The sequence below is a fragment of the Collinsella sp. AF25-2LB genome, from assembly GCF_003458415.1.
Classification (GTDB): domain Bacteria; phylum Actinomycetota; class Coriobacteriia; order Coriobacteriales; family Coriobacteriaceae; genus Collinsella.
Genome location: NZ_QRUF01000014.1, coordinates 48,397 through 62,894 on the forward strand (window position 1 = coordinate 48,397; position 14,498 = coordinate 62,894).

The following is a 14,498-nucleotide window of genomic DNA, read 5'->3' on the forward strand; positions in this document are numbered from 1 at the left end:
CAAAAGTTATCCATCGAGGTGAGAGGCACACCATGATTGCAATTTTAAAGCAGAGCGCCAGCGACGATGCCGTAAGCCATATCGTCAGCTGGATTGAGAAAAAGGGGCTGAAGACCGATGTCTCGCGCGGCGAGAACGAGGCGATCATCGGCCTGGTGGGCGATACGACCAAGATCGACCCGTTCCTGCTCGAGTCCATGGATGTCGTCGAGCGCGTGCAGCGCGTCTCCGAGCCGTTCAAGCGCGCAAATCGCAAGTTCCACCCCGAGGACTCCGTCATCGACTGCGGCCACGGCGTCAAAATCGGCGGCGACCAGTTCCAAGTCATCGCCGGCCCCTGCTCCGTCGAGGGCGAGAACCTCATCCGCATCGCACGCCGCGTAAAGGCCGCCGGCGCCACGATGCTGCGCGGCGGTGCCTACAAGCCCCGCACCTCCCCCTACGCCTACCAGGGCATGGGCCCCGCCGGCCTCGACCTGCTGTGCGAGGCGTCTGCCGAGCTCGACATGCCGATCGTCACCGAGATCATGGACCCACGCGACGTGCAGGTCTTCTTGGACAAGAAGATCGACGTCATGCAGATCGGCGCCCGCAACGCCCAGAACTTCCCCCTGCTCAAGGAGGTCGGCAAGACCCAGACCCCGATCCTGCTCAAGCGCGGCATGTCCGGCACGATCGATGAGCTGCTCATGGCCGCCGAGTACATCATGAGCGAGGGCAACGACAACGTCATCCTGTGCGAGCGCGGCATCCGCACCTTCGAAACCCGCACCCGTAACACCTTCGATCTCAACGCCGTGCCGGTGCTGCACCACCTGTCGCACCTGCCTGTCGTTGCCGACCCCAGCCACGCCACCGGCTACACCCGCTACGTTGAGCCCATGGCGCTCGCCGCGACCGCCTGCGGCGCCAACGGCCTGGAGATCGAGGTCCACGACGAGCCCAGCCGCGCATGGTCCGACGGCGCTCAGGCCCTCACCCCCGACCAGTTCGACGACACCATGCGCCGCATTCGCGCCATCCGCGAGGTCGTCTGCCAAGAGACCATGGAGTAGCCCATGGGTACGGTGAGAAACGCGCGCGTTAACCAGGGCGGTCCCAAATGCGCGGGCATCGTTGGCCTGGGCCTCATCGGCGGCAGCTTTGCCCGCGGCTATGCGCAGGCGGGCGTTCGCGTGCTGGCCTGGGACCCCGATGATGATGTCATGACGGCCGCCAGCATGGGCACTGTCGCCGGAGAGCTCAACGACGAGACACTCGGCGAATGCGACATCATCGTCCTTGCCTGCTACCCCGAGGCCTGCATCGAGTGGCTCGAGGCGCATGCCCGGGCACTCGCCGACGCCACCGACACCGAGGCCATCATGGGCCCCGTGGTGATCGACACGGTGGGCGTCAAGGGCATCGTGTGCGAGCGCGCCTTTGAGCTTGCCCGCGAGCACGGCTTTTACTTTGTGGGTGCGCACCCCATGGCAGGCACCCAGTTCTCGGGCTACGCGCACTCCCGCGCCGACCTGTTCCAGGGCGCCCCGCTCGTGCTCGTGCCACCCGCGGTGGACGATGCGCTCAAACTGGAGCTCTTGGGGCAGGTGCGCGAGATGGTGCGCCCCTTGGGCTTTGGCAAGTTCAGCGTGACCAGCGCCGCCGAGCACGACCGCGTCATCGCCTTCACGAGCCAGCTTGCGCACGTGGTGTCCAACGCCTACGTAAAGAGCCCGACCGCCCAGGTCCACCACGGCTTTTCGGCCGGTAGCTACCGCGATCTCACCCGCGTGGCGCACCTCAACCCGCAAATGTGGTCCGAGCTCATGATCGACGACGCCGACGCGCTTGCCTTCGAGATCGACCACCTGATCGACTCGCTCGGCGCCTACAGCCGTGCGCTCAAGGACCGCGACCAGCGCTATCTGGAGAATCTCCTTGCCGAGGGCGACCGCATTAAGCGCGCACTCGACGACGAGGCCTCCCACTAGACCACCTATCACGCCAGGTCGAAAGGACCATAGCTTATGGCGATTACCATCGATATCGACACCGCACGCCCCTACCAGGTGCATGTTGGCACGTTTTTGCTGGAGCAGGCGGGACCGCTCGTGCGCGCCACTGCCGGCGGCACCAAGGCCGTCATCGTGACGGACACCAACGTAGGCCCGCTCTACCAGATGCCCGTTAAGCAGAGCCTGGAGGCATCAGGCTACGAAGTGAGTATCTGCACCTTCGAGGCCGGTGAGGCACACAAGCGCGCCGAGACCTACGTTGCCATTTTGGAGTTTGTGGCCGAGCACGAGCTTTCGCGCTCCGACGTGATCGTGGCACTCGGCGGCGGCGTCGTGGGCGACGTGGCGGGCTTTGTGGCCGCCACCTACATGCGTGGCTGCAAGTTTGTGCAGATCCCCACGAGTCTGCTCGCCATGGTGGATTCGTCGGTGGGCGGCAAGACCGCCATCGACCTGGCTGCCGGCAAGAACCTGGCCGGCGCCTTTTGGCAGCCGAATGTGGTTATCGCCGACGTGGGGTGCCTGGCCACCCTTACGCCCGAGCAGTTCGCCGACGGCTGCGGCGAGGTCGTCAAGCACGCCGTGATCGCCGACCCAGAGCTTTTCGCCGAGCTGGAGAAGACCCCGCTCACGCTGGAGCTGCTCAACCGCGATGTAGCCCGCGTAGCGCTCATCATCGCCCGCAATATCGACATCAAGCGCGCCGTGGTCGTCGCCGACGAGCGCGAAACAAACCAGCGCAAGCTGCTCAACTTTGGACACAGCGCCGGACACGCCGTCGAGGCCTGCGAGCACTTTGAGCTCGGACACGGCAACTGCGTGTCGATCGGCATGGGCATCATCACGCGCGCCGCGGCCCTGCACGGCGTTTGCGATGCTGCACTGCCCGGTCGTATTGAGGAGCTCTGCGCCCGCCATGGCCTCAAGACCCGCTGCGACCTAGATGCCGACGCCGTCTTTGCCGAGGCGCTGCACGACAAAAAACGCGTGGGCGACACCATCGACCTGGTAATTCCGCACGGCATTGGCCGCTGCAGCATCGACCGCACGCCGCTTTCCACTTTCCACGAACTCATTGCCGAGGGCCTCGGCCAGAAGGGAGACGCATCCGCATGCTAGCCCGCATCACCCCGTCCCCGCTCAAGGGCACCGTTCCCGCCATCGCGTCCAAGTCGATGGCGCATCGCCTCATCATCTGCGCTGCGCTTGCCAACGGCGAGACGCACGTTACCTGCAACACCACCTGCGCCGACATCGAGGCTACGGTGCGTTGCCTTACGGCCCTGGGCGCTCGCATCGAGACCGTCGAGGACGGCTTCCAGGTCCACCCCACCATGAAGAGTGTTGAGTTTGGCCTGCTCAAGGCACTTGCGGGCGGCACGCTCGACTGCGGCGAAAGCGGCTCCACGCTCCGCTTTATGTTGCCCGTCGCCTGCGCGCTGGGCGCAGAAGCAACTTTTGTGGGTCAGGGACGCTTGGGCGCCCGCCCGCTGTCCCCGCTCTCGGACGAGATCATCGCCGCCGGATGCGACCTACAGGGTCTGGGCGGTTTTCCGCTCAAGACGAGCGGCCGCATGCGCCCGGGCACCTTTGTGCTTCCGGGCAACGTGAGCTCGCAGTATATCTCCGGCCTGCTGCTGGCGGCCCCGCTACTGGCCCAGCCCTCCTGTGTGCAGGTGACCGGCCTCATCGAGAGCCGCCCCTATATCAACCTGACCATCCAGGCCATGAAGGCCTTTGGCGTCGAGGTCAACGTCGAACGTATTCCGGCCAAGGACGGCCAGCCCGAGGTCACGAACTTCCGCGTGAGCAGCGGCTCGTACCGCACGCCCGGCAACGTGGCCGTCGAGGGTGACTGGTCCAACGCTGCCTTTTGGCTGTGTGCCGGCGCCATCGGCACCGACCCCATCACCGTCGAGGGCGTGTCGCTGAGCTCTGCGCAGGGCGACCGCAACGTGCTTGCGGCGCTTTCGCGCTTTGGTGCCCGCATCGTGCGCTCCACCAACGCCGCCACCGTGCAGTCCGACAAGCTCGCCGGCTTTGAGATGAGTGCCCACGACATTCCCGACCTGGTGCCCGTTATCTCGGCCGTGGCCTCGCTGGCACAGGGCCGCACCTTTATCCGCGATTGCGCCCGCCTGCGTATCAAGGAATCCGACCGCCTGGCCACAACCACCCGCGAGCTCACCGCGCTGGGCGCGCAGGTGCGCATTGCCGGCGACGACCTCATCATCAAGGGTGTCGATGCCTTTACCGGCGGCGAGGTCGATTCGCACAACGACCATCGCATCGCCATGATGGCCGCCATCGCCGCAAGCCGTGCCACCGGCGAGGTCGTGATCCACGGCGCCGAGGCCGTCAACAAGTCCTATCCCGATTTCTTCGACCACTACCGCCTGCTGGGCGGCAAGGTCACACTCGAGGAGGAATAGCATGTCCTCGACCTTTGGCAACGTCTTGCACTTAAGCATCTTCGGCCAATCGCACTCCCCCGCTATCGGCTGCTCACTCGACGGCATCCCGGCGGGCATCGCCGTGGACCAGGAGAAGCTGCAGGCCTTCCTCGACCGTCGCGCCCCCGGTCGCGACGAGACCGCGACCAAACGCCGCGAGGCCGACGCCGCCCACATCATCGCCGGTGTTGTCGATGGACATACCACCGGCGCGCCCATCGCCGCGATTATCGAGAACACCAACACGCGCTCCAAGGATTACTCCGAGCTGCGCCGCAAGCCCCGCCCCGGACATGCGGACTTCCCTGCGCGCGTGAAGTATCACAACATGCACGATGTCGCTGGTGGCGGGCATTTCTCCGGCCGCCTAACGGCACCCTTATGCATCGCCGGCGGCATTGCGCTGCAGGCACTCGAGGCCCGCGGCATTCAGGTCATGGCCCACGTCGCGCAGATCGGCGGCATCTCCGACCTGCCGATGGACGATATGGTCTATCGCGAGGCCGACCGCAAGGCGATCCTTACGAACGATCTGCCGTGCATTGACGCCGCCGCAGCCGGCCGCATGCGCGAGGAGATTCTGGCCGCGCGCGACGAGCTCGACAGCATCGGCGGCATCGTGGAGTGCGGCATTTACGGGCTTCCCACGGGCATAGGCGACCCCATGTTCGACGGCATCGAGAACCGCATCGCGCAAATCGCGTTTGGCATTCCCGCCGTAAAGGGCGTGGAGTTTGGCATGGGCTTTGCCGTGGCCGCCATGCGCGGCAGCGAGAACAACGATCCATATCGCATCGATGCCGAGACCGGCGAAATCGAGGTCGAGTCCAATAACGCCGGCGGCATCCTGGGCGGTATTTCGACCGGCGCGCCCGTCATGTGGCGCATGGCCGTAAAGCCGACGCCCTCAATTGGCCGCGAGCAACAGACCGTGGACATGGACGCCATGGAAAATGCCGAGCTCTCGGTCCACGGCCGCCACGATCCCTGCATCGTCCCGCGCGCCGTCCCCGTAGCCGAAGCAGCCGCCGCCCTCGCCATCTGGGACGCCCTCCTCGAGGACGCAGGCCAGCTCTAACCCGACTCACCTGAGTTGCCCGTCAACTCTGCCATTACGCGAAAGGGGCCTCCATGGACCTTGCCGATATTCGCCAAGCCATCGATGGCATCGACACCACGCTCCTCAACAGCTTTGTCGAGCGCATGGACATTGCCACCGAGGTCGCCAAATCAAAAATCGAGATGGGCAAGGCCGTCTTCGACCCCGCCCGTGAGCGCTCCAAGCTCAACAACCTCGCCAGCCGCGCGCCCGAGCGCTACGAGGCGCAAACTATCACCCTGTTCCGTCTCCTCATGAGCATGAGCAAGGCCGAGCAGCAGCGCTACATCAACGAGCTCAGGGGCATCACGGTCTCGCAAAAGGCCCATGCCACGGCCGCAGCCTGTGACACGCCCTTCCCCCAGACGGCCACTGTCGCCTGCCAAGGCGTCGAAGGCGCCTACAGCCAGATCGCCGCGTGCAAACTCTTCGACGTGCCCGACATCGCGTTTTTCGAGACCTTCGAGGGCGTCATGCGCGCCGTGCGCGACGGCTTTTGCGAGTTTGGCGTACTGCCCATCGAAAACTCAACCGCCGGCTCGGTAAACGCCGTCTACGACCTGCTCGCACAGTTCGACTTCCATATCGTGCGCTCGCTGCGCCTCAAGATCGACCACAACTTGCTCGTCAAGCCCGGCACCAAGCTCGCCGACGTGCGCGAGGTCTACAGCCACGGCCAAGCCATTGCCCAGTGTGCGAGCTTTATCGAGTCCCACGACCTGCACGCCACCAAGTACCCCAACACCGCCATGTCGGCCGAGATGGTCGCCAGCTCCGGGCGCACCGATGTTGCCGCCATCGCATCGCGCAGCTGCGCGACACTCTATGGCCTGGAGGTGCTGGAGTCCAACATTCAAGACTCCGACAACAACTACACGCGCTTTGTCGTCATCAGCCGCGAGCCACGCGTCTATCCCGGTGCCAACCGTACCTCGCTCATGATCACCACGGCCAACGAACCGGGCGCCCTTTATCGCGTACTCGAGCGCTTCTATGCGCTCAACATCAACCTCATCAAGCTCGAAAGCCGTCCCATCCCCGGTCGCGACTTTGAGTTTATGTTCTACTTTGATCTGGACTGCCCCTTTGGCAGCAAGGCCCTCGACGACCTGCTCGATTCGATCGACGACGTGTGTGAGAGCTTCACCTACTTTGGCAGCTACACGGAGGTGCTCTAGATGACCGATACCGCCGCAACCCGCCCCTACGGCGTACTGGGTCGCGTGCTGGGCCACAGCTACACCCCGACCATCTACAAGGAGCTCGCTGGGCTCGAGTACGTGCGATTTGAGCGCGAGCCCGAGGACCTCGCGGCTTTTATGACAGGCGACGAGTGGGAGGGCACCAACGTGACCATCCCCTACAAACGTGCCGTCATAGAATACCTGGACGAGCTGAGCCCGCTGGCCGAGCGCATGGGCAACGTTAACACTATCACACGCCTGCCCGATGGCCGCCTGCGCGGTGACAACACCGATTACTTTGGTTTCCAGTGTCTGGTCGAGGAGCTGGGGGTTGAGGTTGCCGGCAAGAAGGCCCTCGTGCTCGGAGCCACCGGTGGTGCCGGCACCACGGCAAGCATGGTGCTCGGCGACCTGGGCGCCACCGTGGTGCCCGTGGGCCGCACAAGCGAGGTCAACTACGGCAACATCGCGCAGCAGTCCGACGCCGCCCTACTCGTCAACTGCACGCCCGCCGGCATGTTCCCCCATTGCCCCGACGCACCTTGCACGCTCGAAGGGCTCGATGCGCTCGAAGGCGTTATCGACATTGTCTACAACCCCGCCCGCACGGGCCTGATGCTCGAGGCCGAGCGCCACGGTATCCCTTGCATCGGCGGCCTGCTCATGCTTGTGGCACAGGCGGCGCAGGCCGTTGAGCGCTATACCGGCCAGGTCACCCTGCGCGAGCGCATCCTGGATGTAACGGAGCGCTTGTCACGCCGCGAACAGAACATCGCGCTGATCGGCATGCCGGGCTCGGGCAAGACCCGCGTGGGTGAGCAGATTGCCCTGCTCACGGGTCGCGAGCACATCGACCTGGACCGCGCCCTCGAGGAACGCCTCGGCATGCCCTGCGCCGACTTTATCGTCAAGCGCGGCGAGGCCGCCTTCCGCGAGCAGGAGACGGCGGAACTGTCCGACATCTCCAAGCGCAGCGGCCTGGTGCTCTCCACCGGCGGCGGCGTGGTCACACGCGACGAAAACTATCCGCTGCTGCACCAAAACAGCCAGATCGTGATGCTCAACCGCAAGCTCGACGAACTCGCCCACAAGGGCCGCCCCATCACCGCGCGCGACGGCATCGCCAAGCTGGCCGAACAGCGTATGCCGCGCTACCGCGCCTGGGCCGACTACATCATCGACTCACGCGACTGCGCCGCCAACACCGCGCAAGCCCTTCTCGACACCCTCCCACCCACTCTCTAACCAAATCCATCACAAAGGGGACAGGCACCTTTGTGATGGATTTCCAACCGCAAAGGAAGCAGCCATGAAAGCACTCGTCATCAACGGCCCCAACCTTAATATGCTCGGAATTCGCGAGCCGGGCATCTATGGCAGCGACAACTACGACCGCCTGGTCCAGATCTGCCAGGAGGCAGGCGCCGCGCAGGGTTTTGACGAGGTCGAAGTCTTCCAGTCCAACCACGAGGGCAGCATCGTCGATAAGATCCAGGAGGCCTACGGCAAGGTCGACGGCATCGTCATCAATCCGGCGGCCTACACGCACACGAGCGTAGCGATCCTCGATGCCCTCAAGGCCGTCGCTATCCCTGCCGTCGAGGTACACATCAGCGCTGTCGAGACCCGCGAGGACTTCCGCCAGGTGAGCTACGCACGCCTAGCCTGCTTCGCCACCATCACCGGAGAGGGCCTGCAAGGCTACGCCCACGCGCTGGAGCTGCTGAGGGAACGCCTCGAAAAGTAGCCTCGCGAGCAAATCCATCAACGCGATTCACACGCTAATAATGCCAGTGCCGCCAGCAGCAACCTCGCTACTGGCGGCACTTTATTACTGGCATATAATCGTTGCAGCCACACAACGTCTGGAGACTCGCATGCTAAGCATCCATCTGGGAGATTACCCCGGTTCCATCTACGATACCGAGACCTACTTTAGGAACTCATACTTGGACTCATGGTTCGAAGACCCTATGGCCGCACAGATCATTAAAAGCGTGGACGGATCAGAGCTCATCGGCCCCCACAACATCGTAAGCAAGCAGCTGGGCTCGATCACCCCACTCGAACTGTCCGGCGGCGTTAAGACGCTGCTGCTGGTGCGCAATCTACCAAACATGGTGTTCAATGCATCCACTTGCGGAGATAACTGCGCCCGCTGGCTGCTCAAAATTGGCAAAGAGCAGGATGTGCTGGTGACCCTTTACCACATCATGAAATTTCCCTGGAAGCGTTTTGAGATTCGCATCAATAACGACGGCCGCATCGTCAGGAACATGCAGGAGTTCGTCGGTGCCACCAATGATTTTCTGGATGTTGATGAGTAATGAAAGGATCACACACCGTTGTCGTGGAGCGCGCAAAAGTCAAATACACGCTCACCTTTAAACGCAATATTTCCTTCATCCGCGGCAACAGCGGCACGGGCAAAACGACGCTCATCTCGATGATTCGCGACTACAACGACCGAGGACCGGAAAGCGGCGTTGCACTCAGCTGCGACGTGCCTTGCGAAACGCTTTCCGGCAGACGCTGGGAGCGCGAGCTTTCGATCATCGAAGATTCAATCGTCTTTCTAGATGAGGGCAACGAGTTTATCTACTCAAAGGACTTCGCCAAAACCGTAAACGGCTCGTCCAACTATTTTGTTCTGATATCTCGTCGCGATGCCAACGAGCTCCCCTACAGCGTTGATGAGATCCTGAAGTTAGTCAACACGACGAGTAAAACAATCAATGGCCGCAAGAGCGACAGGCGCTTCTACTCGGTGACCAAGCCGCTATATGACCACACGGCAAGCATGCTGTATCAGGATCTAAATGTTGGATTCGAGGTACCCGACGCCGTAGTTGTCGAGGATAGCAAATCTGGCTATCAATTCTACGACGCTCTTTGCAACCGGCTCGGAATCCCCTGCTATACCGCCACCGGCGTAGCAAATCTAAAGCGGACAATTCACGAATGCCCCGAGCAAAACGTTCTTGCCATTGGAGACGGCGCAGCGTTTGGTCCCTACATCGAAAAGGTGCTCGGACAGCGCGTTTACAAGAACGTTCGCTTGTTCCTCCCGGAATCATTCGAGTGGACACTTCTGCAATCTGGCCTCATTCCCAGTAACGACATTCCAAAAATCCTCAAGGATCCTTCGAGCTATATCGAAAGCCGCGACTACCTAAGCTGGGAACGATTCTTCACCGACGTATTGATCAAGTACTCGGCAGACACTCGCTACGCCTACAGAAAGGCAAAGCTCAATGAGCAGTACCTGAGGCCGCAGGCGATGAATGCAGTTGCAAACGTCTTGCCCGAGTGCCTGAAGGCAGACTAGACAGACTAGATATAGTGGGGAGGGCCAAGTTGGTCCTCCCCGTTTTTGTTACGCCTTCTTGATCACGTACACCAACCCTATGTCGCACCTGCGGCGCACAATCGACGCAAAGAGCCACGATGCTGGCAGCGTCATAAGCAGAGGCATGGTCTGCCAAGGAATAAACCAATCGACCGCGTGGATTGCAAAGATGGCAAGACTGGCCTGTCCGCAGAACACGAGCGCTCGCTCAAAGGACCCCAAAACCGGCACGTCTTTCAACTTCTCCAACGCCATCGAAACCCAGCACACGCAGTAGCTACCGGCAAGAGCGGCAACTGTCGCAACCAAAAACCCATCCACGCGGCGGCTCGAAAGCTCACCCCACTCAGCGCGGCAAGGACAAGCCAAGCAACACCGGCTCCAATAAACAGCAGAGGCTCGCTCACGCTCGGCTCCAGCCCCCTTAGGCGCGCCGTATAACCAATCCACATCAGCAGCACAACAGCAGCTCACGCCACGGCTTCGGTCTAAACGTATACCCGGCAAGAATAAAGAACACCGGCATGTGAAAAAGCCCAGACCACCAAGCGGTCTGGGCTTAATAAACGATGGTGCTCCATGGCGGATTCGAACCGTCGACCTTGGGATTAGAAGTCCCCTGCTCTATCCAACTGAGCTAATGGAGCAAATAACCGCACGCCCAAGCAAGCGCAAGCCTGTCAGGCGCAAGTAATTATAACCTAGTTGAACTGCTCGCGGTACGCCTTGCAGACCTCATCGACCGGGCCGTCCATGCGAAGGTCACCCTTCTCAATCCAAACGGCACGCTGGCAGATGCGCTCAACCTGCTCCATAGAGTGCGAAACGAACAGAACCGTCACGTCGCCGCTCTGGATAAAGTGCTGGATACGGTCCTCGCACTTCTGCTGGAAGAACACATCACCGACGGACAACGTCTCGTCAACGATCAGAATATCGGGCTCGGTAATCGTCGCGATTGCAAAGGCGATACGCGCCACCATGCCCGAGGAGAAGTTCTTAAGCGGCATATCGACAAAGTTCTGCAGCTCAGCGAATTCGATAATGCCGTCAAAGTTGGCATCGATGAACTCCTTGGTATAGCCGAGCAGGGCGCCGTTCAGATAGATGTTCTCGCGGGCGGTCAGCTCGGGGTCAAAGCCGGCGCCAAGCTCAATCAGCGGCGCGATGTTACCGTGCACCTTAACGCTGCCCTCGCTAGGCTCAAGAACGCCAGCGATAATCTTGAGCATCGTAGACTTGCCGGAGCCATTGGTGCCGACCAGACCCACAACCTCGCCGCGATGAATATCAAACGAGATGTGCTTAAGCGCCCTAAACTCCTCAAAGAACAGCTCGTGCTTGGCAAGCTTAATGAAGTACTCCTTGAGGTTGGTCAGCGACTCGGACGCCATGTTAAAGATCATGGTGACGTCGTCGACCTCGACAGCCAGAGGCTGCTCGCTGTAATCAACAACAGATTCAGTCATCACAGCACTCCTTAGATGTAGAGGATGAACTTGCGCTCGGACTTATGGAACACGGTATAGCCAATAATAAGCGCAAGAACCGCCCAGGCAACGCACATACCAAACGTCATAAGCGAGGGCGTAGTCTGGAACAGGAAGATATCGCGCATAAACTGCAGGTAGTTGAACATGGGGTTCGCATACATCAAGATACGCACGAGATGCGGCATTTGCGCAATATAGTCAGTCGTCCAGAAGATGGGCGTAATGTAAGTCCACGCCGTAATGACGACGCTCCACAGATGCATAACGTCGCGGAAGAAGACCGTAAGGGCAGAGAGCATCATGCCCAGGCCCATGCAGAAGCACATAAGCAGCAGCAGGCAAACCGGCAGCAGAATAAGGTGCCAAGAAGGCATAACGCGGAACCACAGCATGACGATGGCGACGGCGACCAGCGAGAAGGCAAAGTTGACCAGCGAGAAGAGCACCTTCTGCACCGGGAAAACCCAGCGGTGCACCTTAACCTTCTTGAGCAGAGGGGCAGCGCCCACGATCGACGTCAGGGCCTGGTTAGTAGACTCAGACATGACGGCAAAGGTAATGTTACCCACGATCAAGTACAGCGGGTACATCTCGGGCGTCATTGAGCCATTGCGGCCCTGGCCAAAAATCGTCGAGAACACGATGGCCATGACGATCATCATCAGCAGCGGGTTGAGCACCGACCATGCGACGCCCAGAACGCTACGGCGATACTTGATCTTAAAATCCTTGGTAACCAGCTGACGAAGGATAAACGCGTCCTTCTCAAATTCGTTCTTAGCAAACGTCGCAGGCAGACTGCGAGTTTCTTGTTGCTTTGTCTGATCCGACACGGATGCAACTCCTTTACTCGTAATCGTTGACAAACGAACAGTATAGACCCGACGGCCATGCAAACGATTCGCGCAACAAAACTGGAGAACTAACCCACATCTTAGGATGCCAGGCCCAAACGGCTATACTTTCTAGGATTGAATGTATAAGGAGCATTAAGTGAATTCTGAATCCATCGCCGTCATCATCCCTTGCTACAACGAAGCGCTCACGATCGGCAAAGTCATCGATGACTTTCACCGCGAGCTTCCGCAGGCGACGGTCTATGTCTATGACAACAACTCGTCGGACGATACCTCACGCATTGCCACCGAGCACGGCGCCACAGTCCGCTTTGAGCCCCGTCAGGGAAAGGGCAACGTGTGCCGCCAGATGTTTCGCGATATCGACGCCGATTGCTACCTGATGGTCGACGGAGACGACACCTACCCCGCCGAGGCGGCCAAGGCCCTCTGCGAGCCCATCCTTAACGGCACGGCCGACATGACCGTAGGCGATCGCCTTTCCAACGGCACCTACGCCGAGGAGAACAAGCGTGCCTTCCACGGCTTTGGCAACAATCTGGTCCGTGCCATGATCAAGTGGATCTATGGCTACAGCTTCGATGATGTCATGACCGGCTACCGTGCCATGAGCCGCCCGTTCGTTAAAACCTTCCCTGTGCTTTCCGAGGGCTTCCAGATCGAAACCGAGCTCTCGATCCACGCCGTCGACCACCGCTGGCGCATCAAGGATGTGCCCATCGAGTACCGCGACCGTCCGGAAGGTTCCGAGTCCAAGCTCAATACCGTAAGCGACGGCATTAAAGTCGTTGCGATGATTGGCACGCTGTTCAAGGACTACCGCCCGCTGAAGTTCTTCAGCCTCGTTGCGCTTCTGTTCGCGGTATTCGGCCTCGCCCTGGGCATGCCCATCGTTGTCGAATATTTCCAGACCGGCCTCGTCCCGCGCTTCCCCACCGCTATGCTCGCCGCCTCGTTTATGTTCCTGTGCGGCCTGAGCCTTGCGACCGGCTTCATCCTAGATTCTGTAGCAAAGGTCGAAAAAAAGCAGTGGGAGGTCAACGTGTACAGCAAATACGCCTACGACGACCAGCCCGGCCACCCTACTTCCATGCCAAGCGAGAGGTAGATCTTCCGCAAAATACTATTGGCACCACTGCGCAGATAGCCACCAACAAGAAAAGCCGCCGTTAAAGAACGGCGGCTTTTACTCTCGAAAAGTTAATAGCGGCTAGAGCGTCTTGATGTACTCCCCCAGCTCTTCCTCCCAGTCGGGCATGTGGAAGCCGGCAGCCTCGAGCTTGGACAGGTCGAGCGCGGAGTGGACCGGGCGCGGGGCGACGGGGCCCTCGGCGCTCGCGTAGTAGTCGGCGGTCGATACCGGCACGACCCTGTCCCCGTTGCCGTTGGCGGCCTCGAAGACGGCGCGGGCGATGTCCGCCCAGGACTTCACCGCGCCGGATCCGGTGCAGTCGTAGGTGCCGTAGGGGGCGTGCGTCCCCAGCACGTGGAAGATGGCCTCGGCCATGTCGCGCGTGAAGGTCAGGCGGCCCAGCTGGTCGTCAACGACCGTGACCTGCTCGAGCCCGTCCTCGAGGTCGGCGACGCGGTCGGACAGGCCCTTCATCGTCTTGACGAAGTTGCGGCCCTCGCCGATGACCCAGCTGGAGCGCATGATGTAGTGGCGCGGGCACCCGGCCACGGCGATGTCGCCGGCGGCCTTGGTCTGGCCGTAGACGGACAGCGGGCTGAGGGGCTCGTCCTCGTCATGCACCTCGGCGGTGCCGTCGAAGACGTAGTCGCTGGACACGTGGACGAGGGTGATCCCGTGATCAGAGCATGTGCGGGCGAGAAGGGCCGGGCCGGTCGCGTTGGCCTTCCAGGCGGTCGCGCGGCCCTCGGCGGTCTCCGCCCTATCCACGGCGGTGTAGGCGCCGCAGTTGATCACGGTGCCGTAGAGCGACCAGTCGTACTGTGTGTAGGCGTCCGGGTCTGACATATCGAAGGTGTCGATGTCGCAGAAGTCGAAGTCCTTGGCGACGCCGCGCTCCTCGGCGAGTCTGCGGACCGCATGGCCCAGCTGGCCG

The 14,498-nt window shown here is 61.2% G+C and carries 15 protein-coding genes and 1 tRNA gene; 11 read left to right on the forward strand and 5 right to left on the reverse strand.

Features of this window, described 5'->3' with window-relative positions; translation table 11 throughout:
- The first annotated feature begins 32 nt into the window (after window positions 1-32).
- From aroF to DWY51_RS07455, 10 genes are all read left to right on the forward strand, one after another.
- On the forward strand, window positions 33-1,055 hold the full coding sequence (aroF, locus tag DWY51_RS07410; protein ID WP_117770380.1) for a 3-deoxy-7-phosphoheptulonate synthase: 1,023 nt from the start codon (window positions 33-35) through the stop codon (window positions 1,053-1,055).
- A gap of 3 nt (window positions 1,056-1,058) precedes the next feature.
- Window positions 1,059-1,973 (forward strand): prephenate dehydrogenase/arogenate dehydrogenase family protein, encoded by a 915-nt coding sequence (locus DWY51_RS07415; RefSeq protein WP_117770381.1) that lies wholly within the window; start codon window positions 1,059-1,061, stop codon window positions 1,971-1,973.
- Window positions 1,974-2,009: 36 nt separating this feature from the next.
- Window positions 2,010-3,116: a 3-dehydroquinate synthase gene (gene aroB / locus DWY51_RS07420; protein ID WP_117770382.1), complete on the forward strand. Its 1,107-nt coding sequence runs from the start codon at window positions 2,010-2,012 to the stop codon at window positions 3,114-3,116.
- Complete coding sequence (gene aroA, locus DWY51_RS07425; RefSeq protein WP_117770383.1) at window positions 3,110-4,429, forward strand: 3-phosphoshikimate 1-carboxyvinyltransferase; 1,320 nt, start codon at window positions 3,110-3,112, stop codon at window positions 4,427-4,429. The genes aroB and aroA overlap by 7 nt, the downstream gene beginning before the upstream one ends.
- Before the next feature lies 1 nt (window position 4,430).
- Window positions 4,431-5,528: a chorismate synthase gene (gene aroC, locus DWY51_RS07430; protein WP_117770384.1), complete on the forward strand. Its 1,098-nt coding sequence runs from the start codon at window positions 4,431-4,433 to the stop codon at window positions 5,526-5,528.
- A gap of 53 nt (window positions 5,529-5,581) precedes the next feature.
- The gene (gene pheA / locus DWY51_RS07435) at window positions 5,582-6,727 is read left to right on the forward strand and encodes a prephenate dehydratase (RefSeq protein WP_117770385.1); all 1,146 of its coding nucleotides are present in this window, start codon (window positions 5,582-5,584) and stop codon (window positions 6,725-6,727) included.
- Complete coding sequence (locus DWY51_RS07440; protein WP_117770386.1) at window positions 6,728-7,978, forward strand: shikimate kinase; 1,251 nt, start codon at window positions 6,728-6,730, stop codon at window positions 7,976-7,978.
- A 64-nt stretch (window positions 7,979-8,042) separates the two neighbouring features.
- Window positions 8,043-8,480 carry a type II 3-dehydroquinate dehydratase gene (gene aroQ, locus DWY51_RS07445; protein ID WP_055309849.1) on the forward strand — a complete coding sequence of 146 codons (438 nt, stop codon included), beginning with the start codon at window positions 8,043-8,045 and terminating at the stop codon, window positions 8,478-8,480.
- Between the two features lie 130 nt (window positions 8,481-8,610).
- The gene (locus DWY51_RS07450; protein WP_117770387.1) at window positions 8,611-9,060 is read left to right on the forward strand and encodes a DUF4869 domain-containing protein; all 450 of its coding nucleotides are present in this window, start codon (window positions 8,611-8,613) and stop codon (window positions 9,058-9,060) included.
- Window positions 9,061-9,083: 23 nt separating this feature from the next.
- Window positions 9,084-10,061 (forward strand): translation initiation factor 2, encoded by a 978-nt coding sequence (locus DWY51_RS07455; RefSeq protein WP_117770388.1) that lies wholly within the window; start codon window positions 9,084-9,086, stop codon window positions 10,059-10,061.
- Between the two features lie 48 nt (window positions 10,062-10,109).
- Here the strand turns inward: DWY51_RS07455 and DWY51_RS07460 are convergent, their stop codons facing one another.
- The 4 genes from DWY51_RS07460 to DWY51_RS07475 all read right to left on the reverse strand — a co-directional run bounded on the left by DWY51_RS07460 (window position 10,110) and on the right by DWY51_RS07475 (window position 12,408).
- A complete protein-coding gene (locus tag DWY51_RS07460) occupies window positions 10,110-10,451 on the reverse strand; it encodes a hypothetical protein (protein ID WP_147333366.1) in 342 nt (113 codons plus the stop codon).
- Window positions 10,452-10,652: 201 nt separating this feature from the next.
- Window positions 10,653-10,729: transfer RNA gene (locus DWY51_RS07465), tRNA-Arg, on the reverse strand.
- Window positions 10,730-10,783: 54 nt separating this feature from the next.
- Window positions 10,784-11,551 carry an ABC transporter ATP-binding protein gene (locus DWY51_RS07470; protein WP_022094777.1) on the reverse strand — a complete coding sequence of 256 codons (768 nt, stop codon included), beginning with the start codon at window positions 11,549-11,551 and terminating at the stop codon, window positions 10,784-10,786.
- Between the two features lie 11 nt (window positions 11,552-11,562).
- Window positions 11,563-12,408 (reverse strand): ABC transporter permease, encoded by an 846-nt coding sequence (locus DWY51_RS07475; RefSeq protein ID WP_022094778.1) that lies wholly within the window; start codon window positions 12,406-12,408, stop codon window positions 11,563-11,565.
- A gap of 160 nt (window positions 12,409-12,568) precedes the next feature.
- On the opposite strand from DWY51_RS07475, the gene DWY51_RS07480 reads away from it, so the two are divergent.
- Window positions 12,569-13,540, forward strand: a complete 972-nt coding sequence (locus DWY51_RS07480; protein WP_052044190.1) for a glycosyltransferase family 2 protein — start codon at window positions 12,569-12,571, stop codon at window positions 13,538-13,540.
- Between the two features lie 102 nt (window positions 13,541-13,642).
- On the opposite strand, the gene DWY51_RS07485 is transcribed toward DWY51_RS07480, so the two are convergent.
- Window positions 13,643-14,498: sugar nucleotide-binding protein (locus tag DWY51_RS07485; protein WP_117770392.1), on the reverse strand; the 856-nt coding region annotated here is incomplete at its 5' end.

What these genes read in the sequence shown, in the direction of transcription:
- aroF (WP_117770380.1), top strand. Translation starts at nt 33, where the DNA reads ATGATTGCAATTTTAAAGCAGAGCGCCAGCGACGATGCCGTAAGCCAT.
- DWY51_RS07415 (WP_117770381.1), top strand. Translation starts at nt 1,059, where the DNA reads ATGGGTACGGTGAGAAACGCGCGCGTTAACCAGGGCGGTCCCAAATGC.
- aroB (WP_117770382.1), top strand. Translation starts at nt 2,010, where the DNA reads ATGGCGATTACCATCGATATCGACACCGCACGCCCCTACCAGGTGCAT.
- aroA (WP_117770383.1), top strand. Translation starts at nt 3,110, where the DNA reads ATGCTAGCCCGCATCACCCCGTCCCCGCTCAAGGGCACCGTTCCCGCC.
- aroC (WP_117770384.1), top strand. Translation starts at nt 4,431, where the DNA reads ATGTCCTCGACCTTTGGCAACGTCTTGCACTTAAGCATCTTCGGCCAA.
- pheA (WP_117770385.1), top strand. Translation starts at nt 5,582, where the DNA reads ATGGACCTTGCCGATATTCGCCAAGCCATCGATGGCATCGACACCACG.
- DWY51_RS07440 (WP_117770386.1), top strand. Translation starts at nt 6,728, where the DNA reads ATGACCGATACCGCCGCAACCCGCCCCTACGGCGTACTGGGTCGCGTG.
- aroQ (WP_055309849.1), top strand. Translation starts at nt 8,043, where the DNA reads ATGAAAGCACTCGTCATCAACGGCCCCAACCTTAATATGCTCGGAATT.
- DWY51_RS07450 (WP_117770387.1), top strand. Translation starts at nt 8,611, where the DNA reads ATGCTAAGCATCCATCTGGGAGATTACCCCGGTTCCATCTACGATACC.
- DWY51_RS07470 (WP_022094777.1), bottom strand. Translation starts at nt 11,551, where the DNA reads ATGACTGAATCTGTTGTTGATTACAGCGAGCAGCCTCTGGCTGTCGAG.